A 26,538-nucleotide genomic window follows, 5' to 3' on the forward strand; every position below is an offset into this window, starting at 1 on the left:
TATCGAAATTGTTAAATCTATTTTTTATATATTAAAAATCTTCATGCTAATATTTACTATTAAAGATTTAAACAAAATGATTTAAGGTGTCAGAATATTAATTAATTTGAAGGTTTGAATCCATTAGGGAATAAAGCAGTTGAGTAACTATTATCCTCAAAACCATTTTCATATAATTTTATTAAGTTTTCTCTAAATGAAGCAGTTTGTGCTGGATATAGCTTTTTATTAGTTCCGTCGATTAAGTTAAATGCTTTCATTGTTCTGTTACCAAATTTATAATCTTTTGATAAAAGTAGAGTTGCAAATCTTCCTTCTCTTAAAAGATCATCAATGCTTACGTCTGCACTAACTGAATTATATATGCCAATAATTTGTCCAAACTCATTATAGACAACTGAACCCGAAGCGCCATAACTCAATGAAGAAAATCTCATTGTGATGTTAAAGCCATAAAAGTCCATTAGTGGACGACCGAATACATTTGTATATAATTGCAAGTCATTTGTTGTAACTCTATTTCATTGTGAATTTGTTGGATAGGCAAAATTAGTTGAATTTTTATCGGTGGCTTTATAATATGAATTTTCTGTTTCAGATTTACGTTCGGTAGGATTATTCCTTGTTCAAACGGCCAACCCTTTGCCTATTGAAGGATATCCTCCAGTATAAACATCTTTTGCATTATAAAGATTTGATTCATTGCCTTGATTATTTATAGCAGTGATGTAATCTGTTGTTTGCATATAACTCAATATACTTTTATCAGTATTTGGTAATATTGAAGCTTCGTTGTTTCTTTGAATATATTGATTAACTGATTTAATTGCATTTTTAAATCATTCTTTTAATTTTTCATCTTGAATTTCAGCTAAGTTTATGTCAATTTCAAAAACACCGAAATCAGTGTATGCTGGTATAAACTCATTATTATTTAAAGCTCTTTTTAGACCTAAATATTCATCATGATCTTCAATATTTTCTTCAGACTCTATTTCTCTAATTTTATTTCTAATTTTTTCTTTCATTTGTTCTTGAAATTCTTGTAAATATTGTTTATCAATAAAATCAAAACCAGCGAAAACTATTTTTGGAGCGCTTATACCATTTGTAAATTTAGTTTCAAATGCAGATGAATCTGTATTTGAATAATTTGTAAATTCATTAGCGTTTGCATAATAAGTCGTTTTTAAGTTATTTTGCATTGAATATGGATATCTATTTTCTTTTTCAGGAAAAGTGGTTTGTGTTTCTCTTGTTTTTCCAAGTGATATACTTTCCACTTTTCATCCACGATAATCTTCGTAGTTTAGCAATTTATTTTTTTCTTCTGTCAATGAATTAGAAAATTCTCCCATGACGTGTAAGTTTGTTGCAAAAAATAACTTATACTTATTTTCATTGAATCTATGATAATCTAATAACCATGTTGTGCCTTGACTGCTTGATAAAAATGATTTTTTATTGGGATCTTTAGAAATGTTAATTCCAAATTTTACTGCAAATGTTCTATCATATATTTCTTTATATAAAATATTCTCATCAATTTTCTTAAATTTAGAAGCTCATTCGGGATATGAGTTTTCTGCTGTTCTATCAACTTTAGGAGGCAAATTAGGTGGAAATATCGGAAAATTTTGCTCATCATCGCCAAAGCCAGGAAGCACAGGCGGCTCATCTTTTTGGTTAGTATTTGACGTATCGGAATTTTGGTTATTTTGATCTGAATCCGGTTTAGGCGTTTCTTCTGTTTTTGTATCTTCTTTAGAGGGTTTTACTTGATTTGGATTTTCATCATCTTTTGACGGTTTGTCTTGATTTGATTCTGATGATGTTGAAGAATTTGTTGAGCCTTGGTCAGAAATAATCGGCTTATTCTCTTCTTCGCTTTTGTCTTCTTTTTCTTTCTTTTTATCTACTAGTGAAAAACTATTTGTTAAATTCTCTTTAAACAAAATTGCCTTTCCATCTATATAAATATTTTTTATAAAATATGTAGCTGGTGAAGATAAATTTGAAATATCAAAAAATGCTTGTATATCGCCATTTCCTATATTTAAGATTTTAGTCGATGTAAATTTATTATTCTCGTTAACTAAATGCATTTCTACTTTTTTATTGCTTACATTAATATTGTTGGCATTTGAAATTTTTATTATCAAATTATTCTGACTTATTGATATAGATGAAACTTCTTCAGAAGAAGAATGATTCATCGGTGAGCAGGCCATAACAATGCTAGTAATTGAAAATAATGGACTCAATTTTAGTATATTTAATATTCTTTTTTTCATACCCTAATTATAAATCCAGGTCGCTTAAAAAATTAAAAACAATATTGCATTTTTTAAGAATTCTATTTAAAAATTAATTGCTGAGAAATTTATTTATTTTTTAAATAACTATTTATAAATAAATAGTTTAAATATTTGATATTATTTTCAAACTTCGCAAAATAAAGAAAAAAGCAATTATAATTTTTAACATAAACAAAAAGGAGCATTTATGAAAAATAATAAGTTATGAAAGAATATTTTATTGGCAATGGGTTCAATGTCAATCGTTCCAATTGCAATAAGCTGTTCTTATAAAAAACCAGGTACAAATGATTCAACAGATCCTAAACCAATTCAGCCTGACGATAACACAGTAAAGCCTAATCCTGATAATTCAAATAACAATAGCAATAACGGTAATACTGGTGGTTCATCAGGAAATACAAATAATGGACAAAATAATAAAGATCAAGATTCTAAAGATAAAGAAGACGAAAAAACTGATGATTTTGCAATCCAAAATATTACTTTTGAAAATATTTCAAGCAACTTTGCAACAATGAATATCACTTTCTCAAAAAATGAGTTAGCAAATAATGACAATAAAGATTTTGAAATTATTTATACTAATGGTGAAGAAAAATCAATATCAACAAATGAATATGAAGCAAAAAGCAAGTCATTTAAAATAAATTTACAAAATTTAGAGGCTAATTCTAAAGTTAAAATATCAAAAATATTATTAAACGGAAAAGAATTATCATTAAGCAATTTAACATTAGAATTTCAAACATTAGAAAAAGAAAAGATTGTTCCTAAAATATCAAAAATGGATTATGCTTTAGAATATAACGGAACATCTAAAAATATAATATTTAGCTTTAATGTTGAAGATTTTGAAGTTGAAAAAGGATACAATGCATTTTTAAAAATAAATGATAAACAACAAAATAAAGATATATACGTGTCATTTATCGTTTCTAAAGAATCATCAAGCGACTTTAAAAACATTAGAATGGAAGTGGTTGAGGAATTTGAAGACGAAGAAATGGGAACTACTGAAGAAAACTTTGCAGAAGGGCCTTTAGTAAATAAAATATATGAAGTTAAACAAATAATATTGGTAAATCAACAAGATCAAAATGATAGAGTTGAAATTAATGCAAAAGAAAATTCAAATTTTGAATTTGATACAACAAATAACTCATTAACATATCAAAATTTAACCTTATCAGATGCTGGAAACAATAATTTAAATGTATCGGTTGAGTTTTCAGAAGAAATCGAAAATAAATCTGTAAAAGCTAACGTTGTTGGCTCAAATGGCTGAAAATCATCTGTAATACTAACCAAGAATAATTCATTGTGATCTGGTAGTGTTAACAATATAGTTCCAGGCGCAACATATACAGTATCTTCAATAGTTGTCGATGATAAAATTATTTTTTCATACGAAAATAACAATAATCCAAGTACTGCTATAGAAAGCAATTTAGATGATGAAAAAGTTTTAGTAGAAAGCTCTGATATTCAAGATATTGCCAATAAAAACATTAAAAAAATTATTGTTAAATTAAATAATAATGAAAACTCTAAATTCTTATTAAATCACCAAAAAGCCACATTAATAATTGAAGATAATAAATCTCAAACTACTGAATTGACTGCAATTGCTTCTAATAAAGATAATTTAACCTATGAATTTAATTTCGATGATTATTCGGAAAATAATAATTACACAATTAAAAAACTTTTATTTAATGGATTTTATCTAAATATTGATAAAGAATTTAATACAAACGTATCTGCTCCTAAAAAACAATTAAATCAACAACAATTAGATCAATTAGTTGACTCAATTTCTTCAATTACTTTAAATAAAAAATGATGAGCAACTAAATTTATTGAAAAAATTACTGATTTAAACACTTTACTAAATTTAACAGATTTAGATTTTAAAACATTCAATATTAAAGAATATGACATTGCATTAATTTTAAATGACACTTCATGATTTAATATTGATGAATTAAATGGTCAACTTTCATTTAAATTGCAATTATCTTCAGGTAATGCTACATCAAAAATTAAAGACGTAACTATAAATAATCTATATTCAAAGCAATGAATATCAAATAATTTGAACAATACAAAACTATTTAGCCAATATATCAATATATCTGAAACTGGAAAAACTAAATCAACTCACGATTTTGATAATACTTATAAAGATGATCAATCAAAATCTAATGCAGGCGATTTAGATAGCTCATTGGGTGGAAAATCTTCATATATTATTGAATTATCAGATCCTTCATTAAAAGAATTTATTGATATTGATGAGAGTTTGATGAATAGTTCAAAATCATCATTTAAAGTATATTTTGTTAAATATGCTGACGAAGAACATGGTTTTGGAACACCACGTACAACACCATATGCAATGTTAGGATATATGCAATATAAAATTCTATATTGATTCGACACAAACAATTTCGAAAACAAATTTAGAAATCAAGTAAGATGATTATGATTGGGCGGATTCAATACTAAAGGAAAAGGTCTATATGATGTATTGAAAAAAGAATTAGATAATCAATCTGAAAATATTGATTCATTTAACGATCATTTTGGCTTTAATAAAGAGCTTAAAACTCCTATTGATAATTTAGTTGCTGAATTTAACTCTTTATCAAGCGACAGACAAAGATGAAATAAATTAGTTGAACTAACAAATATTAATCGTTTAATTTATTCAGTAGTTTTAATTGCTAAAAATTCATATAACCCTGAAATTAAAAATGATTCATATAATTTCAATATAGAAAGTGTCTCAAAAGTTGTTCTGGGAGATAATCAATTTATTCAATTCAGATTATACATTACACCATCATATCCACAAAACTCAGCAAACCAAGATAAAAGTGTTGCAGGCAATAATTTTATTGATTTTAAATTTTTATATAAATAACTAAAATTAATTTTTAAGCATAGTCTTTACTATGCTTTTCTTTTTTATAATTTAGATAATCATGCTATTTTTAGTTTCGTTATTCATAATTTTATATAATTTTCGTTATGGAAAAAAATAATAAATTAGATCATTTAACAGAATTACAATACAAAGTAACACAGGAGGCTTATACGGAGGAGCCTTTTACAAACGAATATGATAACCACTTTGAAAAAGGGATTTATGTTGATATAGTTGACAATAAACCTTTATTTTTATCGACTGATAAATTTAATTCGGGATGTGGTTGACCAGCATTTAGCAAGCCTATTGACAATGATTTATTAGTTGAATTAGAAGATTTATCTCACAATATGGTTAGAACAGAAGTTAAAAGTTCTAATGCTAACTCGCATTTGGGTCACGTTTTTAATGACGGACCTAAAGAGCTTGGTGGTTTGAGATACTGCATTAACTCAGCATCATTAAAATTCATCGCTTATGACGATTTAGAAAAAAATGGTTTTGGAGCATATAAAAAAATGTTAGATAAAGAAAATAAATAAGGATTATAAAAGCTTAAATATTTTTATATTGGCCTGTTCCCTAATTTATTTTTAATAACTTTATACTTTTAAAATTAAAAAATGTGAGCTTAGTATTATACTAATTCACATTTTTTAATTATTTATTTTCTATATCTTTATAAAATCAAGGCAATTTTATATTTAAAGGGTCTTTTAGATTTCATCTTAAAATTTGTGCTCCAACAGAATTGGTATTATTTATTTCTAATGGACTTTGTTTATTAACGTTAACTCCTAAGAAATTATAAAAGCCAGTTTCATAATTTCATGATTGTAAAAATGTTAGCGGAGCTCCGGAGTTAATTGTAGAAACATAAGTATTGTTTTGCCCTAGAACACCAGTTCCTGAATTACCAGCATTGTAAAATGTTTGTACATAGCCATTTTGTCTTGCTAAAGCGATATTGCCACTATTTGAAGATGCTCTATTAATTAAATAACCAGCTTGTTTTCCATAAGGGAAACCACTCATTGCAATTTTTTTAAGATTTGGTCCAAAGTGAACTCCATCTTTTGAACCATAATAATCCATTTTAATGTTTTCTAATTTAAATCAGTTTTCAAATCATTGAGCTAACTCAAATTTTCCTTCTAATTTTGCATTGGCAATTAATGGATTAATATCAACTGCAAAAACAGTTATATCAACAGTTAAACCAGCTTTTTTCTCTCCTTTTTCGCTAATTTGATCAACACCTGATCAAATTACTTCAATTGGAACAGAATTTGCTACATCTAACCCACCTCAATATGAAAATCCGTTATCAACATTATTTCCGAAGTTATTTGAGGTTTTTGTAATGTATTTTCTCTTTCCGGCTTTAGGTAGATTTTCACCTTGAACTTCCGAAATATTAGAAATATGTTCAACGTGGTTGTTTGTAATTATATAGAATCTTCCATCATTTGGATTGTCATTAACTTTGGCTAACATAGTAGCAGTTCCTTGATTAAATGCGAAGCTTCTTGCTCTAACGTTTTTAACAATATCAATATTTTCTCATGCATTGTGCATATATTCTTGATCTTGTAAATACCCATTGTGAAGTTCGTAAGAAACATTTTGATTTGGATTATATTCTTGTGAATTTATGGTTGATTCTGGTGTATAAAATAGAATTGGTTGATTTTCTTGAGAATAATCTAATTTTTTGTAATCAAATAAATTAGTTTCTTGATCAAAACTTTCGTGTTCGATGCTATTGGTGTATTCAATAGTTATTGAAGCTCCAGAGTTATTGATTAAAAAGGCTTTATTTTTGTCGAATGTTCCATATTTATCAGCCTTATTTACTTCAGCAAAAGGCAATGCTTCATTAAATGGATTACCAACAAATAGTTTATATTGCTTATCTGTTAACTCGACCTCGAATTTAATTCCTTCACCAGCTTGATATCTTGCTTTTAATGTGAAATTAATTCTTGGATATTCTCCACCATTTAAATTATTATATGTTTTAGTTATTTCATTTTTAGTTACTTCTTGACCATTAGCCAATTCATCAAAATTAAACCCAAATAAATAGTTTTTATTTGGGTCGCTAATTCTTTTTAGCCTATCATCATCTTGAATTAATTGATTTGCAAATAATCTTAATTTAAATTTACGGTTAGTTGCATTATTTTTTAAGAAAGTATTTTTGATATATTTTTCTTTTAAAGTTCATTTTGCAACTTGATTTTCTTTATCTAAATCTCACAATAAATCTTCATAATATGGCTCTAATTCTCTTGTTCTTTTAATTTCGCTAGAAGATTCAAAAACAGTGTTTAATGAGCTATATTTGAAGTCTAAATTCTCTTTAGAAGACGATGTATCCCTAAATCCAGAAACTTTATATCAAATATTTCCTATATAGGTTTTATTTGTGGTTGGGTTCGTTACTTTAAATTTTATGTATACAGAATTTCCTTCTCCAGCTTTGGCATCAGCAACTTCGAAATTCGACTTATCAATTGTGAAATTTTTGTAAGTGATGCTATTTTTCAATGAAATATATGATTGTTTAGCGTTTTTATCACTACCTTTCATAATATTTGAAAATTCATTAATAGTTTTATTTGAAATATTGTTGATAGATATATCGCTATATTTAATTGAGTTTAGCATTATTTCAGGATAAAGATTTTCTTTGTAGTCATTTCTTAGATTATTTAATGTTATTGTTTGGTTATTTGAATATCTTTTTGTTGTGTCTGCTTTATTAATAAAACCTAATTTAAAACTTAGTTGATTGTCCGCATTGCTTTGAACATCATAATAGTAAATAAAGTAATTTTTTTCTATAGATGATAAATCAACATTATTAGCAGTGTCTGAAGGATTTATAATAGATGCGCTTGATACTCAGAAATCTCCTGTTTTTGAAGCGTTATTTGTAATTGGTTGATCATCTTTATTCCCTGACGACGGAGCAGTATTGGTAAATTTTGAATTATCTGATGTGTCTTCTGAGTTACTTGTTTTTAATTTTAATAAATAATTTAGCATATCGCCCGCATTTTGAGCAACAATATCTTTAGGATCAATTACCGTATATTCAAATGATTTAGGGCCAACAATTGCTCCCGTTGCCTTTCTAACATCAAAATTATGGCTATTTATTTTATTTATTTTTAATTTATCATCGTTATTAATATTTGAACTTGAAAAATCAGATTGTTTAAATCATTCATTTGGATTAGCTGGTTTTATATCTCTATATGATAACGGTCTGAAATATTGAATTGTTTTTGCGTAAGTTGTAAATGAACGCTCTAGCATTAAGTATTTATTGCTTTTCTTGTCAATAATTTGACCGTTTTCTTTAAATCAGAAAAATACTTTTGCAGTTCCCCCTACAGTTGAATTTTCGAAATTATTGTAAGAAACTAATGAATCAGCATATATTTCGAATTTACCTTTCTTTGGCAACTCGTATAAATCGTTTAATGCTGAAACCGCATCTTTTGAATTATATTGATTGTGTGTTTTGCCAGGTTCTTTAACTTTAACTAACTCAAGAATTTTTGAAGCATCATCTTTTTTATCGGTCATTATTAATGATTTTAAATAATTTAAATCTTTTGTATCTTGATCTTCAACATTATCAATTTTAGGCATTAACGAGATTGAGATTTCTTTTGAAACACCATTTTTTGTGACTAAGAATTTGAATGTTCCTTCATTTGATTTTAATCTTTCGCTTTTAAATATATGTGTATCATCAAAATTTAATAATTGTCAAGTTGCATCGTTTGATACTTGAATGTTAAATAATTTAGAAATTCATTCGCTTTTAATAACATTTATTACACGTTTAATTTCCTCTGGTGTTAAGGCATTTTGAACTTGAGATTGAGGAGGATTAATTAAATTAACTTGAGATTCTAGTGTTTTATTAGCTAATTCTGGAATGCTATTTTTAACTTCATTAAACACTTCAATAGTAAATCAAGTATTGAATCCTGTATTTTGCTTTCCTCAAATTGGAAAAACAACAGTGGCTGTGTCACTTCTTGTGAACAAATAGTTTGAATCGTCATAAAATTGACTATTTTTAAATCAATCACCCATTGTTATTGAAATGCCTTCTCAAAATTCATCTTTAAATTCAAAAGTTTGATTTGTTTGCAATGATAAAGTTTTTATTACTTTATTGTTAACTAAAAATTCAACTTCTGACGAAAGTTTTGAATTTGCATAGGCAAATGATGAAAGTTTAAGTCTGTATGTAAAAAATCCGTGTAAATTTTGATGCTTAACAACAAAGTATTTGTTTTTTAACTCTTCTGATGAAAGGAATGTATTTTGATAATTATTTTTTAGTTCATCATAATTTATTTCAAATAAGGCGTCTAAATTTTCATATTGAAGTTTATCAATTTCATTATTAAAGTTAGTTTTGAATGTAAATATTTTTGAAACATCACTAATTAATGAAGAATCGGTTTTATCTTTTGCTAAATAAGTTAATTTTAATTGGTTAACATCTCCGTCAACTAATTCCATATTTTTATATGTTAATTCAACACCTTCAATAATAGGGTCTGATAAAAATAATTTACGGTTACTTTCATTAATGTTAACAGCATATATTGAATTTTCTAAATTGTATGCGCTAACTCTTGCATTAAATGAAGGTGTTAATCTTTCTTCAACACTTCTTTTGAAAGCTTCAACTTTATCATCAGGTTGGTCTTGTTGTTGTCCGTTTAAATTTTCAGAATAATGTCTAAGTTCGGTAATTAATGAATTAATTTCAGTAATTTTATTTGAACTTTCAACGTAATCTGAATTATTTAGAAGTTTGTCGTTTTCAATTAGAGCATTTAATTCTGCTAATTTTTGATCAAATTCAGCGTTGTTTGTTGCATTAATATATTTTGGTTGATTTTTAATGTCATTAGCTTCATTAATTGCTGATTTAACATCATTTACTAAGTTATTAAATTGTTCTGCTCTTTGTTTAACTTCATCAATTAAATTTTCAAGTGATAAACTATTGATTTTGCTTTTATAAGAATTTTTTAAATCATCGCTAAGATTTGCTAATGAATTAATAAAAGTATTAGCTTGCTCTCTTAAATTATTTATTTTATTTCTTTCACCTTCATCTGCTTGTTGAAGTTGATTTGCCTTATTGATTAAATTTTGAATTTTAGAAATGATATTTTCATTGTTCAATTCTTCATCTTTAATTTTATTTTCATTAAACAACTGTTTAATTTCAGTAGCTAATTCAGTTTGTTTCTCATTTTTATTTTCTTTATTTTCTAATGAGTTTTTAATTTCTAATAATTGATTAGCTTTTGTATTTATTGATTGATATTTATTAAATATTTCAATTAAGCTTCCATCTTTTTTATATGCTTGAACACTTTGATTATTAATAATCTGATCTTTAATGTTATCTGAAAAAACCGAATTACTATTGTTAAATAAATTTAATAGATTTTCAAAATCAGACTTGTTTAATGAAGCTACATTGTTATATTCTTTTATCAAATTAGAAGTGTTATTAATTTTTTGAATATTTTCATTTATATAAGAAATTGAACTATCACTGTTTACATTGATTTTAGCAATATATTCATTTTCTTTTAAAATTTCAGCGTCAATATTTGTGTTTGTAATTTTATTTAAAAAACTTTTATATGTTGCGTTTAAATTGCTCTTTTCAAAAGTGTTCTTTTCTTTTAATAATGTAGAAATGATATTGATGTTCTCTTTTAATAGATTCGTATCAATATTGTTTAACAATTCATCGTTATTTTTTAAAGATATTAAATATAGCCTTAAATTTGAAGGGATGGTTAAATTGCCATTATTTAAAATTAATTCTATGTCACTTATTTTTTGTTTATTTGTATTTTTATTTTGATCGTCATCTTTTTCGATATCTTTATTAGGTTTTGGCCTTGCACAGCTTTGCAATATAACTGGAATAGAAAATAAAGCTGTTAATAATGCAATGCCACTGCCTTTGATAGCTAATTTATTTTTATTATTTTTTTTCATGTGTCCTCTTTTTAGTAATGTTTAACTAATTTTTAAATATTATAATTCTATATTAATTGCTAATATAAGTTGCAATTTTAAAATTTGATTTTTATTTGGGTTTATAAATATTTATTCACTTAAAATTTCATACTTAATTTTTAATTTTTCTATTGTTTTCAAAACGCTATCGCTAACTTTATTTTTAAAAACTAAATTAATATTATTTGGCTCAATATTAACAAATGCATTAGCCGAAAAAGAATCTATTTCCCCGTTAAATATTATTGTTTTCAATTTGGTTAGATTATTAAAAGCAAATTCAGGGATATCTCTAACATTTTTAGATAATACTATAACTTCAATATTATTGTTAAATGAAAAGTCATGCGCTTTTAATTTTAAGTTATCTGATGTTATAACTATTTTAGGGCTTTTATTAGGAATATAAATTATTTCACTCAAATCGTTATTGTATAATATGTTTCCATATTCTCTAAATTTATAATTACCAGCTTCAACTTCGATTTTGGCCAGTGATTTGGCGTTTAAAGATAGTTTTTCATCTTCAATTTCTCTCACTGTTTTTGGAATCGGTAATTCAGTTGATTCATATTTTTCAGGGACTTTTAGCAATGCACTAAAATCTTTATTGTATAAAACACCATCTAACGATGAAAATACTTTGTTATCTAAGCTAACGTTTATTTTTTTTACATTGTAGCTTCCGCCTAAATAATTAATCTTTACAATATTATTTTTGACTGTTAATATTTCAACAGTTTTTAAGTAATTTTCAGATATATTTTTAACTGGCAATGAAGCTGATAAACTGTCTTCATATTCTTTATTTTTATCACCAGAATAAACAGACACGCCTCTATCATATTCATATAAGATATTGTCTTTTTGAAAATAAGTATCGATTAATTTAAAGGTTCTATGATCTTTTGCAAAATCTTTTTCATTTTTTCTAAAATATCCTTTACCTCAAGTTGGATCGGAATGAAAAAAGATATTATTAAACGAATCATAAACTAAATTTCATTGATGATCTCCGTATTTAGATCAGCCAATAACGATTGAATTTTTTATGCCGACCGAATCTAACATGGCTTTATATAAATTGCTATAACCGCCACAAACAGCAACCTTTCTTTTCAATACATCATAAGGCTCAATCGCTGGTTGAATTTTTGGATTTGTTGCATATTTAACATTTTCGGCAATGTAATCAAATATTACTTTTATTTTTTGATCATCTTTTTCTAGACCTTTTATAAGGTTTTCTGTAAACTCTTTAATTTTTTGTTTATTCTCTTTTGTATAACCGATATATTCAATGTCTAAAATTTCATCTTTGTTAATTAAATTGATAAAATCATTGGCTTCTATATTAGATTTTAAATTTTCTTCATAATTAGTCAATGTTTTTTCATCGCTGTTTTTATCTTCTTTTTTATCTTTATCTTCATTTGATTCTTCAGAATCATCATTAACATTTTGAATATAGTTTTTGTAATTTAATTTAACATCTTTAAAAATACTATTCATCTTTTCATAATAATTTTTATAGTCAGTGGAATCGATATTTTTATTTAGCAAAATGTTGTAGTTTATTTTATCTAAATTAGATTGCAAAATATCCTTTGAATATTCATATTCTTTTGCGCTTAATTTATCATTAATAAAATCATTTATTTCCGATTTTATTTCGATAAATTTATTTGCATAATTTATCTCATTATTCTCATTTTTTATATGAGTTTTTTCAATGGTTTTTGCACATGACAATGTTGCTAATGATAGCGCAATTGCACTTGATATTAAAAGTGTTTTTTTCATAACTTTCTCTCTTTATTTTATGTATATAATAAATTATATTTATTAAATTTATTTTTTTAGTATTTTTGAACAATATATACTAATAAAATTTATTAACTTTAATATAAAAAAGCACCTAGAAAAATTCGGTGCTTTAAAGATGATCTATTTACTTTTTTCATATGATATATAATTCAGCGTTAAAGGTTTGTTTTCTTTATTAACTATTTTGATTATATATTTGCCGTTGGATGATTTTAAATCATTATTAAAAATGTGAGTGTATAAGGGTGCATTCATTGACTCTTTGTTTTGAAAATTACTAATTGATTTTTGAATAAGTTTATTATTAATATAAATATCAAAGGAACTTTGATCTGAGCCCATTTTTCCATATATTGTAAAGTTTGGCTTATCAAGTTCAAAAGTTAAATAATCATTGGCTTTGTTTGTTGAAATAAATTTATTGTTAATAGGCGAATTGCCTAATTGTTGATCATTATTATCAAATTTTCACGAACCAAAATAATTTATTTCATTATTAGTTACAGACATAAGTGAATTTTGATTTAAATTGTCAATTACAAAGCGCATATCTGATATTAATAATCCATTACCTTCGCTTCTTCTTGCTTCTAAAATTATTTCTTTTGCTTTTACTAATGAGTTGAATTTAACTCTAAAAGTCCATTCGTTATAATTTTTCATGTCAGATTTTCCGTCAAATACAATGCTTGAGTTGCCATATTCGTCAATGACTGTTATCTTATAATAATCAGGAACATATTGCGCTTGATATCAAACTCTTTTTCTAGTAACATCCAATGCATTAACTAAAACAGGTTCATCATATGTTCATTTATATTTCATATAATTAGTTGATCAAGTTTCTAAAAATGTAGAATAATTGTTATCTGAAATTTTATCCATAGTTGAATGGGAGCCAAGCGGTTGATACTGGCTTAATATTTCATTCGTATATGACACTTCATTTTGTTTTGAATTAATAAACTTATTATATTCAATATCAAATCTAGAATCATAATCTTTGAATCTACGTTTGTATTTGTATTTTTCCTCTAATAAATATGATTTAAGTGTTTGCAAAGGAATTTCATCTGTGTTTAATGCATCAGAAACTGAATGTTCATAAAGACTATATCATTCATTATTATTTTTTAATCTAATATTCATCTTCCCTGCGCCTCAACCATTGTATACAGAGATGGTGATGTTATAAATTTTATCTTTTTCAAAATCGTAAGAACCTATTTTTATTTCATTTTGGCTATCGTGATTAATCTCGCTTATTATTTGATCATTTACTGAGATTGAAATAAAATCATCGAATGAACCCATGAAATCAAACGACCCTGTCTTAGGCGCTATAAATTTCATTTTTAGCTGAACTAATTGTCTTTCTTTTCTTAGATAATTAATTGATCCATTGCTATCATCGGCAATAATGGTATATCTGTTTTTTCAATCATCATTTTTAATATATTCTAAAGCTGAAGCAATTGTTTGACTATGTTCAGGCAATTGATCATATACTAGTATTGAAGGTTTGTTTACGATATTTCTCACTTTAATTTTATATTTATAAGCCGGAATATAATTTTCTGGTTTTCCAATAAAATCATCAGGAATAATATCAACATCAAACTCGTCAATTTGATCAAAGAAATCAGGATCAGCTTCGTAAATTAGTTTTTTAGGATTTTGCTTATCCAATGATAATTTGGCTCCAAATTTGGTTCTTGGGGCAAACCTTATTTCTTTAAATTTAAAATTAGGATTTAATGATGTTATAGCTTTTTCAAAATCAAATACATAAGGAGAACCTGCTGGTATTTGAAATGCTGGCATTGTATCGCTTGTATATTCATATTCATTTTTTGAAGGAATGTATCTATATGAACCAACTGCGTAAATGTTAGCAACAAAATCAATCGCCATTTTTTTTCTCATTTCAGCAATTAGTGCGTCATCATTAGCAAAAAATGAACGATCCTCATACGAAGCCAATTTTCTAAGCTCACTATTTAGTTCAGAATTGCGTTCATTTTTTAATCTGGTTGCTAATTCTAAATCTGCTCTGGCTTCTTCATCAACGGAATTTTGATTTAAAGCCTCTTGAGCATTTGCGATTCTAGTATCTAAACTACTTATCTGATTTCTTAGATTTTGAATAATGCGATTAGATTGATTAATATATTCTGTTTCATCAATTTGATTATTTTTTAAAGGAGGTAAGGCCTTTTTAAATTTATTATTTGATAAAAGGTGTCTAAAAGAACGCAAGGCATAATCTAAATCAAAATCAAAATAATCTGATAAAAATTTGGTTGTCTTTACTCCTTTATCATGCATTCCTGCCCGACCAGATGCCTTTGTATAATCAACAAAATTTAACGGACCAAATGCATAAATTAAAGTTGCGTAAAACCCATACCATGATCTTTCGTGAGAAACTATTGCGCTTAGATTTGATAATCTAGCCCAGCCATCACTTCATTGACCATCTAAATTTATTAATGATCTATGTCTAGTTTTATCATTAATAAAAGATAAATTTATTGTTGAAGGAATGTTTGTTCAACCGTGATCTTTAACGTTAAATGGATCTTGATAATCTTGAAAATTGTGATTTACTTCGTGATAGTTTCCTCAATCATCAAAGTCAAAATCAGTTTCACCACGAATGTATTTAGAACCTCATGAAATTGGAGCAAATAAATTATAATTAGCACCACCTCAAGCAAGGGCTCCGCCCCAAACATCATCATTATAATTTAACGCTAATTTTTTGCCATTATAATCATTTCACAAATAAGAACTTTCATAAAAATCGGCTCATTTATTAATAATTTTTTTAGGATAAATAATATTATCCAAATTAACACCCGCTAAATGGTTAGGGGAAGTAAATGGCAATCATATCGAAGAATAAGTTGTTTCTAATGAAGCTACTGGAGCGGTTATTTCATTATTTTTGTATCTTTTAATTTGATCATCTCATTGCTCTTTAGTTGTTTGATTATGAACATAATTAATTGTTTCGACGGCATTTCTAATAGTGAAATTAACTGTTTGATTCATACCGTTTGCATTATAAATTGGGCTATAAATATAAAATGAAATTGAGCCACCAAATGGACTTGCTATTTTTATTTTTCTATCCGAACTTATTTCATTGAATCTAAACTTAAATTCAGATCTTAAAAATGGATAACGATTAGAAATTCTTCCAGTATCGTTAAATGGATAATTATCTCAATAGTTTTGATTGATAATAAAACTTATATTTATTTCTGAATTGCCAGATGAATATAAAGCTTTGTATGTTTCATAAGTTTTTTCATCAAATTGAATTTCAATAACCTCACCAGCAGTTGCATATAAGCCACTTGTATTATGACCTGACATAAAGGTGTTAATTTGAAACTCTTTGATTGCAGACTTAGTTGAATCTGATACATTTTTTTGAAATCAATTTAAAGCAAAGGGGTGTTTTTTTAACCTATTATTAGCAATTTCACTTTTTATTCAATTAGGATCGTTATATTTATATTGCCTTTGATCTTTAACTCTTTCTTTTAATAACTCTGATGAAATATTGATTCTTCTGCTTTGTCCATTTTCAGTGAAATTTATATATGAATTAGATAAATTGCCTCCGCCTTCATAATTGAAATTATAACCAGGATATCTAAAGCCAAACGCTTGATATTTATTTAATAACTCAGTTTCATATACTTTGCTATTGGTTTTCCTATTTTCATAACCAATTATTTTTGAACTGTTAGCAGTGATATTGGTTTTATTATCGAAATTTGAAGCAAAAGAGCTGTTGAGATTTAGATTAGGTAAGTCAGAAATTATAACGCTATTTGATTGTCATTTAACCCCGTCTGAGTTAATGATAACAGCATAATAATTTCCAGTTTCATAAGCATTTGCAGAGTTTTGAAACTTGTCTGAAAACATTATGCCATTTTTAAATCATTGAACATATAAATCGTTATCAGCAACTCCATTTGTATTTTCTAATATTATTTGAGTTGAACCGTCGACTAATAAACCATCATTTAGAGCTCTTATTTTGTAATTTTTAAGAGGGTTTTGTTTATGCAATATAACTGAATTTGTTTTGTAAATTTTATCTTGGTTATTTTCTCTATAAGAAATTTTTAAATAAAATTCAGACGTATTTGAAATTTCATTTGGCTTAATTATCAAATTAGGCGAAGTTGATTTATATTTGGGCTCATCATTTTCATATCATTGATATTTTAAACCTTGAATTTCTAAAGGCAATGTTGGTGATATAACTATGTTAGAATCATTCGATTCGAAATAACCTTTATTGCTTGAAGCAATTGTTGTTTTTTTAATAATATCAGTAATTGGTGTATATTCACGTAATGAAAATCCTGAAATAATAATATCTTTTTCTTTTGATTCTATCTTAGTGTTTTTGTCTTGCAATTTTATTTTTAAATTCAGATCACTATTTTCATATGATTTTTGTAGCAAAATAACATCGTATTTATCTTTATTATAATTTAAATACTCAATATTTTCATTTTCAACATCTTTGGCCAAAACAATTGATTTATTGCCAATAAATTTTGCTTTAACTTTATCTATTTCTAAATCAATTTTTTCAGTCTCTGAAACAAATTTATAAGCAAATACACTGTTTGTCGTATATGTTTTTAATTCATTATTTTCTTGATATGTAATTAAAGCAAAATATTCGGTTTTTGCTTTTATTTCACTAGATGACACTATTAAATTTTTATCGCTAGAGTCTGCAATTAATTCGTTATTTTTATATCAACTAAAATTTAATATTTCTTGATTATCAATACCAGTTAATGAAATGGTTAAATTTTGATCATTATTTAAAAAGTATCCATTATTTGATATTTCTAATGTTGATGCCTCTAATTTTTCAGTTATTGTAGTAGGCAATTTTATTAAAAAACCTGAGATAATGATTTCTTTTTCAACTGATTCTAAATTAGTTGATTTATCTCTTAACTTGGTTTTTAAAATAAGATTTTTCCCATTAACACGCTTTGATATTAAAATTGCTTCATATTTATTTTGATCATAATTTGAGAAGATTAAACTTTCATCTTTAACATCTTCTGCTCTTAAAGATTTTTTATTGCCGTTAAAATCAATGCTTAAAGTTTTTAAATTCTCTAATATTTTTTCTTCTTCAGTTAAAAAATTATGAGCTAATACGCTGTTTGTTTTATAAACTTTTGTATCGCCATTTTCTTCATAAGTAATTTTTAAATAATAATTGCTATCTTTATACAAATCAACACTGCTAATAGTTGTTGATTGTTCATTACCTAGTTTCTCATTTAGTATATCGTCTTGATATCACTGAAAAGTTGCATTTTTATAGCTAATGCCAGGTTCAAATTTAACTTTAAGAGTTGAAATCTGAGAAGGGAACTCACCGTTATTTTCTATAACTAATTTAGAGTTATTTATCTGTTCTGATAAATTATTATCACTATTTAATAAAAATCCTGAAATAGATAATGATTTTGATTCTGATAAAATCTTTGTATTTTTATCTTGTAATTTTACAACCAATATTAAATTATCATTATTTAGTGATTTAGATTCAACTATCAAATTAAAATCATTACTGTCAAAGTTATTAAATTCTATTAAACTATCATCAATATTTTCAAGAGATGAAATTTCTTTATTTCCTGAATAATTGACTGATATTTTTTCTAAATTTTGATTTAAAATAAATTTGATTTTTGTTTCGCTATTAGATTCAATTCCACTAGTTTTTTCTTTTTTAAATCCTGTTATTTCATAAGTTAAGTTACTATCAAAAATCAAATTGCTTTTTATATATTTAAGCGAGTATTCAATTTTTAAAATATTCGCAATATTAGAAAGTTTGATATTGATTATTTGAAAATCAGGATTTGGATTATCAAATTTTAGATCGTCAATTAAAACATCTTTCGCATAATGTTGCGATTTATCTTTTGTATAATAAATTTTTATCTCTTTAAACAATTCATTAGCTTCTTTTTCTATTTTCTCATGATTTATTTTTTCTTTATCACCAAATGCAGTTGTGCACGATGCCATTATTAATGGTGCAATTGCTAATACTACTGCAGTAACTATTGGTAATTTATTATTTTTTTTCACATTGCACCTCCTATAAATTTATTTTAATAATTAAAATAACTTTTATATTTTAGCATTTTTATGCGCTATTGTTTAGCTTTTAAATTAAAAAAAGACAAGCCAAAATCTTGTCTTTTATTTATTAATTAGTTAATTATTTTTGAATTTTTATTCAAGTTCTCAACGGAGGGACTTCTATTGAAAATTCTTTTAAAATTGATGAATTATCATCTGAATTTAGTATTGATATTTCTAGTGTGCCATTTATATAAAAATTCAAATTTTCACCTTGTTCTGTTTGTACTAAATCAAAGTTATCTAAGCTATTTATAACGAATTTTAAATTAGAAATAAATATATCATTTGAACTATCATTTACATCTGTTAAAAAATTAGCACTGAAATGATTATTGTTTAAATCTTCGATTTTTTCAGCTATATAAAATGGATCAAAATATTTAGAAGGTATAAAATTACTTTCTGTTCTTGAGCCGTCATGATTTGCTAAAAATAAAAATTCTTTTCTTCCAAATAATCTAGTAAGACTTTGATCATCTTCAATTGAAAAGCTATTTCTATCTGATTTTTTATATAAATCCATTAAATATTTTACTTTGGCTGGACTTGATGAATTCATCTCGTGAAATGCGTTTGGTTTTGTTGAAATTCAAAATGATTTTTTAATAAATTCTTCATTTACTTTTTTACCAAAACCTTCAATAGTTTTTGTAATACTAATAGAATTTAAATTTTGTGCTGTTTTTTCATCTTCTCAATTTAAAATGTATTTAACATGCAGTTTACCCTCAATATCATTGGCTAAAATACTTTCGGCTTTTATAGCAATCGGACTATTTTTATAATTTTCATATTTTTCTGGCAACTTATAAAATTTATGAGTTAAATCAATGTGACTTATCGATTTTCCTAAATAATAAGAAGTAAAATGATTTAGTGAACCATTGTTATCTAATATTGATTTTTCAATTGCTTCTAGTTTATTATTTATTAAATAATTTAAATATTCTAAGGCTGAAAATTGAAATGAACTTAAATTATATTTGATAGTCTTATTGAATAAGTTTACTGTTTTTATTTCTGAAGTTTTTTGATTTGCAAACGCTTGTAATTTAAAATCAGCATTAACATGCAATGCTATTGAATTATCTTGTTTTTTAAGTGATAATTTTTTTAAGATAATGCGAGAGTTTTCATTACTAATATCTCTTTTTAAATCAACAAATTCAAAACCACTTCCATATATTTTTAATTCTTTAAAATAAGATAATAATTCTTCATTTTCTAAATTCAATATCTCATCTAAGCTGTTTAATTTTTCTGAAGCCAATTTTTCTTTATCAAATTCATAATAAATTGATTCACCATAAATTTCATTGTTAAAGTTTGTTATATTAATAATTTGATTATCAAATTTTTGTTTATTATAACTTCCTGAAATCTCAATTTGCATGTTTTTGTTTTGATCATTATATGAAATAACATTGACATTAGAAATTTGATATTGTCCATAATTTCCTGCTTTTAAATTTGAAATTTGTAGCGAAGGCAATTTAGTAGATAAAATTCCAAAATGCGAAATTAATTCTTTATAAAAATCAACATTTAAGCCATTTACTAAACCACCTTTTTTGTAATCTTCGTTAATTTCTTCATTTTTTTCATCAGGATTAGTAATTTTGTTATTATTATCTGTTTTATTACTATTGACATTATCATCTGTCTTGTTTTCATCTTTTTTATTTAAGTCGTCATTTGTTTTAGTGCACGAAAAAACTGTGATAACAGGTAAAAAGGGCAGTGAAAACAGCATAAAATTTTTTATTTTTTTTCTCATTATAAACTCCTTAGTATTAAAATAAATAACATGTTACCACAAAATCAATATTATTAATAACCTTTTAAAAAAATATTTATGCAAATTTAACAATATTTTTTAAACTAAAATACATTTTATTTTGTAATTTTTTTATGAAAACGAATCACAAAAATTGCGACAAAAGACGGATTTTGTTTTTTTTATTTTTTTAGGATTATAATATATATATATATATATGAGAAACATATTTATATAAGTAAATATATGCATACTTAGGAGGCACTATGAAAATGAAAAAGAAAGCTATATTTAGTACAATCGTATTAGGCTCTATAATCGGATCAGCCTCATTAGGTGCATTATTTTATTACAAAACTCCCGATAGGTTAAATTCAATTAATGGATTCGAAAGGCCAAGCAAACCATATGTAGCTACAGGTCAAGATTTTGCAACTAATTCAAACTCAATAAGTCATACAGATAGCGAAAAATTAAAACAAAACGAAAGACCTAAGACAAATGTTGATATTTTGCCGCCACCCCCTGTTATAAAAAAAGATGAAATTAAAAAAGAAGAACCAAAAACTGATGAAAATACTCCCAAAGTCGAAGTAGATAAGAAAAAAGAAAAAGAAGACAAAAAAGAAGAACCAAAAAATAACACAATTGTTATTGAAAACAAAGATTTAGAAGATAAACAAGAAAAACCAAAAACTGAAAAAGTAATTATCAAAAAGGGTGATATTGAATTTGAGGCAACTATAACAGAAGTTCCACCACGAAAATATGATAAAAGTGACAAAGAAAACGGAATTACCAACCGTGTTCCGTATTATGCTGAAATAGTTCCGGATGCAACAACTTCATCTGGAGCGACAGAAAATAATATTAGAGTTTCCGTTTCTAGAGCTATTGAAAATGCTAAGCTTAACAATTGAGCAACAAAGCCAGGAACATCGTATGAAGAAATTTTAGTAGATGAAAATAGATCAATAACTGTTAAACAAAATTATTTCAATAATATTGGATCGGCTCCTGAAATATTGGGAAATTTATGAGCAAGGTTTTATCTATTATTGGGCAATAAAGAGTTGTTAAGATCATATCAAGATGAAGTCGGTTTAAGAAATTTTGATAAGTGATATGACAATACCGAAGAAAAACTATCGTGAAAAGAAGGTTGAAATACTAGAACAGTTCCTTTAAATCATTTGCTACTTTTAATGCATATTGATTATTCTAAAATTACAAAACTAGCAAAAAGCGAAATTGATGCGCTTAACCGTGGTGAAACAATTCCGAAAGATGGAGCTAATTTATCAGTTAATGAAAAAGGCGAATGAATTTCGCATAATCACGAACCTATATACAATGCAGTTACTGCTGAATACACAAGAAATAATCAAGATAAACGTGTTTTAGGAAATAATAGTCATTGAAACCGTTTCCCTGACGATATTGAAAAAGGTAACTATGCAAACTGAAAGAAAACAAGAATAACTTCTACTTTTGCGTCAAAACCTGGATATAGTTATATATCAAATGGTGGTATTCAAATCGATAGTTATACAAGAGAAGAAAATGTAAATAATCATAGTTTAGATAAAGCAACAATTATTACCATTGATATGGAAAATTCAAATGGTTACAATAATGCAAAACGTTTAATTGAGCAATTGATCAGAGACAATGTTCCTATAACAGGATATAGATTTTGAAATATAGGAAGAACTGGCGCCGATCAAAATGTTTACGATATTATGAAAGTGTTGCCAAAGAAAATACCGCTATTAGAACTATTCTTTGAAAGTAAAAATACTAGTGCTTTAAATGCATTAAGAGACAAAGAAATTGATGAACTTGGATTATATTCAAATAATAAAGTTGGTTTAGGTGGTGATGATTGGTCATTTAACCCTTGAGCTTTAAAAGGTGTTGCCTGAGTAAATACACAAGACTATGCCTCAGGATTAAACTATGCAAGTCATTTAAAAGTTTACGGAAGAATTACATTTGAAAATTTAGCTTTTGATAAAGAAGATTATTTAGTGAAAGACGACTTTACTAACATTAATTTAGGTCTTAGAATGGCTTATTGAACTAGAAATAATGAAAAGATTTTTCAAGGTCCATGAGGAGCTGGTCTAAAACCAGATAGAAATGAAAGTGGTTCAGGATACCCTATGGGATTAGATTTTTCTCGTTTGCCTGAAATTAAGTCATTAAGAGGAATGATTTTCTATGACAAAAATAAACCTTCAAATATGAGAAAATTAAACAAAATTAAGTTCTACAATGATTCAAACACATTTACAATGCCGATATTAGACGTTAATGAAGCTCAACTTAACACAGTATTCATAAGACAATCAGCTTTTCCTAGATCAAAGATTATGTTTAGTAATGGTAAACAAACTAATAAATTAAAAATAACAGCAAAAGCAAATGAAAATATTACAGCAACAGGTTTAACTAATTTGGGAATATTAATGGCTTACTCTGATGGCAACTTCAACAAAACAACAACTGAAGTAATCGTTCCTAAGGAAGCTCAAACTTTATATCAAACACTAAAAAGTAATGGTTATAACGTTAAATATGAATCATCATTTAACTTAGATGGTTATATTATTAATTAATGATTAAGGAGAATATCATGAAAAACAAAAAGAATAAATTATTAACTTTAACCGCACTATCGATGATGCCACTTATGGGATTTGTTGCCTTAGCATGTCAAAAAGGTGTGGAACCTGATAAACCAAAACCAGACCCAGATAATAAAAATAATGATGTAAATAATAACAATGAAAACCCAACACCTAATAATAATGGTACTAATAACGGTGGCACAACCGCTGAATCAAACTTCGACTTTAGTAAAACATCTTCAAATTTTGATGAAAACTTTAGTTTATGAAACTTTACAAATCCATCTTCTTATAAATCTAAAACTGCAGAAGAATTTGTTAATGGTTTTTCAGAATACAGTATTACAGCAATAAAAAATAAAAACGCAAAACTTGTAATTTCTAACGCACAGTTATCATCTAATCCAAACGAAGTTGAAGTAACTGTGGCTCTAGAATCAAATCCTTCAATTAATAAAAAATATAAACTATCAGGTTTTAAAGCAAAAGAATATAATCCATTTGATACATCTAGCGAAGATCCTAGCGAAGCCGAATTAATTAATTATATAAACGCATCAATTAGTGAAAAATTTGAAAAGGATATTGAAAAATATAAACCTAGATTAGAATCTATTCGTAGACAAGCGCCTTACGAAGGCAGTTTAACCGAATCTGAGATTGCGGAATACAACAGAAAAGCCGAAGCTCTTGGATTGCCAAGCTATGAACAAGCAAGATTATTAGGTCAAGTATTACCAAAAACAAACAATGGCGGTTTGACAATGCCTGAATTGCCTAATCCGCAATTCTTAAATTGATATGACGATCTTGGTTTAAGCAAAGATCAATCTCATAAAAATCACGGTTTACCTAGAACAATAACAAATGAACAATATGGTAAAATGGGTCTTCAAACTTATAATTTAGTAATTAATTCAACAAAATTTCTATACCACAGCGAAGCTGAAAAAAACAAATTGGGACAAGCTTTAAAATACCAAGAAGATTGAACCGAAATGATTGATAAAATAGAAGATTCTTCAGTAAAGGCAAAATTAAAAGAAGAGTATGATAAACACAATCCATCGAAACAACATAACTATACATTGGGCATTATCCACAAAATTCAAAAAGCAACTATCCAAGAGCTTATAAAACAAGAATATAAAAAACTTGGTGGTACTGACGTACTAGATAAAAGATATGATGGACATGGTGATTTTGAATATGTTTTAGTAAATTACAACGATCAACAACAAAGCTTATTGTTTAGAGCTGATAACGAAGTTGTTTGAGAAAAAATGTGAAAACCTCATTTAATAAAAGAACAAAATAAAATAATTTCAAAAGTCGAAGAACAAGGATTTGGAGATGATGTTGTTAACAGGGCAAAAGAGGTTATTAAAAAATCTAATGAATTATGAAGATTATCAGATATGGTAAGATCTGATAATCCAACTGCAGGGACAGCATTTATTATTGACTTCGAAAAACCAAAAGTAGCTGGACAAAGACCAAAAAAATGATATTTTGCAACTAATCAGCACGTTATTGAAGATGCATTTCCTAATTCGTTTAAATCACTTGGCTTAACATTTTTAAAACAAAAATCAATTGGAAAAAACCTTAAAACCACTGCAATTGATAATGATAATTTTGATCATATCGGAATTGATGCAGAGGCTGTATCATTAATTTGAGAAGGCAAAGACTACTTGAAAAAAGACCCTAAAGATTTTGTTCCAGGAGTTGATGAAAAAATAAAAGAATATATAGATATAGCTATTTTTGAAATAGACTTTGACAAACTCACAAATAAAAGCGAATCAGAAAAAAACGATATGATTGATAGATTTAGTCATGGTTATGCTAATAATCCTGAAGATCAAATTAAAATAATTAATTATGACTATTTAAACAATTATGAAAAAATTAATTTCCCAAAAGTCAGAGACAGTAAAGACACAAAAGAATACGATACTTTATATGCATTAGGATATCCTTTAACAAATTCTTTAAAATCGCATAATTTTATGGACTATGAATTAGATCAATACGAAAATGAAAAAGATTTAGCTGCTTCTACATATACATACTCATTATGAACAAATGCTAAATCAAGTTGATATAAATTTGATTACGGTGGAATGACAGATACACAAAAAGAACAACTTAATAAAGGTTCAGGTTTGGGATATAACTTATCATATCGTACATTTAAAAACAAACACGGTATAGTAGATTCATTCTTAAGTTCAAATAGATTTGGTAAAGATTTATACAAAGACGAAAGCGGTAACAAATTCTATAATATGTCATTAGCTTATATTGTTGACAGATATACTCCCGGTGGTGGTGCTTCAGGATCATCTGTAAGAAACCAAAATAACGAATTAGTTGGACTATTCCACATTTCTAACTACTTCGCAAAAGCTGGGCTAACTGAAGCAGTTCGTTCAAACGGATATGACTATAACGGTCTATTTGGCGAATATAACCTACCTCAATATGACATAATTTATGGAGGTGGAAAAGACCAAAAAACTTCATATAGAGAAGCGTTAAAGAAAAAATATGGAGATACATTCAAAACTAACTTGTTTGAAAACATCACTGAAATACCGGAAAAACATAGATTTTAAACGTCTTAATCTAAATAACCCTTCAGGGTTATTTTTTTTATAAAAACACTAAAAAAAGTAAAATACGAATAATCTATTGAAATGTTTATTTTTTTTGTCGGTAATTTTCCCGTGTTTTTCATAT

At 26.3% G+C, this 26,538-nt stretch carries 9 protein-coding genes; 4 read left to right on the top strand and 5 right to left on the bottom strand.

The features are described from left to right. Positions 1–101: 101 nt before the first annotated feature. Positions 102–2,294, bottom strand: coding sequence for an MIP family Ig-specific serine endopeptidase (locus AB5V95_RS00940; protein WP_369086019.1), 2,193 nt, complete (start codon positions 2,292–2,294; stop codon positions 102–104). Between the two features lie 211 nt (positions 2,295–2,505). Here AB5V95_RS00940 and AB5V95_RS00945 point away from each other — a divergent pair, with 211 nt between their 5' ends. Both AB5V95_RS00945 and msrB read left to right on the top strand, forming a co-directional pair. Beyond that, positions 2,506–5,247 carry a hypothetical protein gene (locus AB5V95_RS00945; protein ID WP_369086020.1) on the top strand — a complete coding sequence of 914 codons (2,742 nt, stop codon included), beginning with the start codon at positions 2,506–2,508 and terminating at the stop codon, positions 5,245–5,247. Positions 5,248–5,354: 107 nt separating this feature from the next. Continuing rightward, positions 5,355–5,795 (top strand): peptide-methionine (R)-S-oxide reductase MsrB, encoded by a 441-nt coding sequence (gene msrB, locus AB5V95_RS00950; protein WP_369086021.1) that lies wholly within the window; start codon positions 5,355–5,357, stop codon positions 5,793–5,795. A gap of 118 nt (positions 5,796–5,913) precedes the next feature. Here the strand turns inward: msrB and AB5V95_RS00955 are convergent, their stop codons facing one another. The 4 genes from AB5V95_RS00955 to AB5V95_RS00970 all read right to left on the bottom strand — a co-directional run bounded on the left by AB5V95_RS00955 (position 5,914) and on the right by AB5V95_RS00970 (position 21,157). Further along, entirely contained in the window at positions 5,914–11,316 is a 5,403-nt protein-coding gene (locus AB5V95_RS00955; protein WP_369086022.1) for an MGA_1079 family surface serine endopeptidase, read from the bottom strand. Positions 11,317–11,427: 111 nt separating this feature from the next. Continuing rightward, complete coding sequence (locus AB5V95_RS00960) at positions 11,428–13,140, bottom strand: transglutaminase domain-containing protein (protein WP_369086023.1); 1,713 nt, start codon at positions 13,138–13,140, stop codon at positions 11,428–11,430. A gap of 144 nt (positions 13,141–13,284) precedes the next feature. After that, on the bottom strand, positions 13,285–19,323 hold the full coding sequence (locus AB5V95_RS00965; RefSeq protein ID WP_369086024.1) for a M60 family metallopeptidase: 6,039 nt from the start codon (positions 19,321–19,323) through the stop codon (positions 13,285–13,287). A gap of 133 nt (positions 19,324–19,456) precedes the next feature. Then, positions 19,457–21,157 carry a hypothetical protein gene (locus AB5V95_RS00970; RefSeq protein WP_369086025.1) on the bottom strand — a complete coding sequence of 567 codons (1,701 nt, stop codon included), beginning with the start codon at positions 21,155–21,157 and terminating at the stop codon, positions 19,457–19,459. A gap of 266 nt (positions 21,158–21,423) precedes the next feature. On the opposite strand from AB5V95_RS00970, the gene AB5V95_RS00975 reads away from it, so the two are divergent. Both AB5V95_RS00975 and mip read left to right on the top strand, forming a co-directional pair. Then, positions 21,424–23,778 carry a putative immunoglobulin-blocking virulence protein gene (locus AB5V95_RS00975; RefSeq protein WP_369086026.1) on the top strand — a complete coding sequence of 785 codons (2,355 nt, stop codon included), beginning with the start codon at positions 21,424–21,426 and terminating at the stop codon, positions 23,776–23,778. Positions 23,779–23,795: 17 nt separating this feature from the next. Continuing rightward, on the top strand, positions 23,796–26,414 hold the full coding sequence (gene mip / locus AB5V95_RS00980) for an Ig-specific serine endopeptidase MIP (RefSeq protein WP_369086027.1): 2,619 nt from the start codon (positions 23,796–23,798) through the stop codon (positions 26,412–26,414). Positions 26,415–26,538: the final 124 nt, after the last annotated feature.

It is taken from the genome of Metamycoplasma spumans (assembly GCF_041026625.1).
Taxonomy (GTDB): domain Bacteria; phylum Bacillota_I; class Bacilli_A; order Mycoplasmatales; family Metamycoplasmataceae; genus Metamycoplasma; species Metamycoplasma spumans.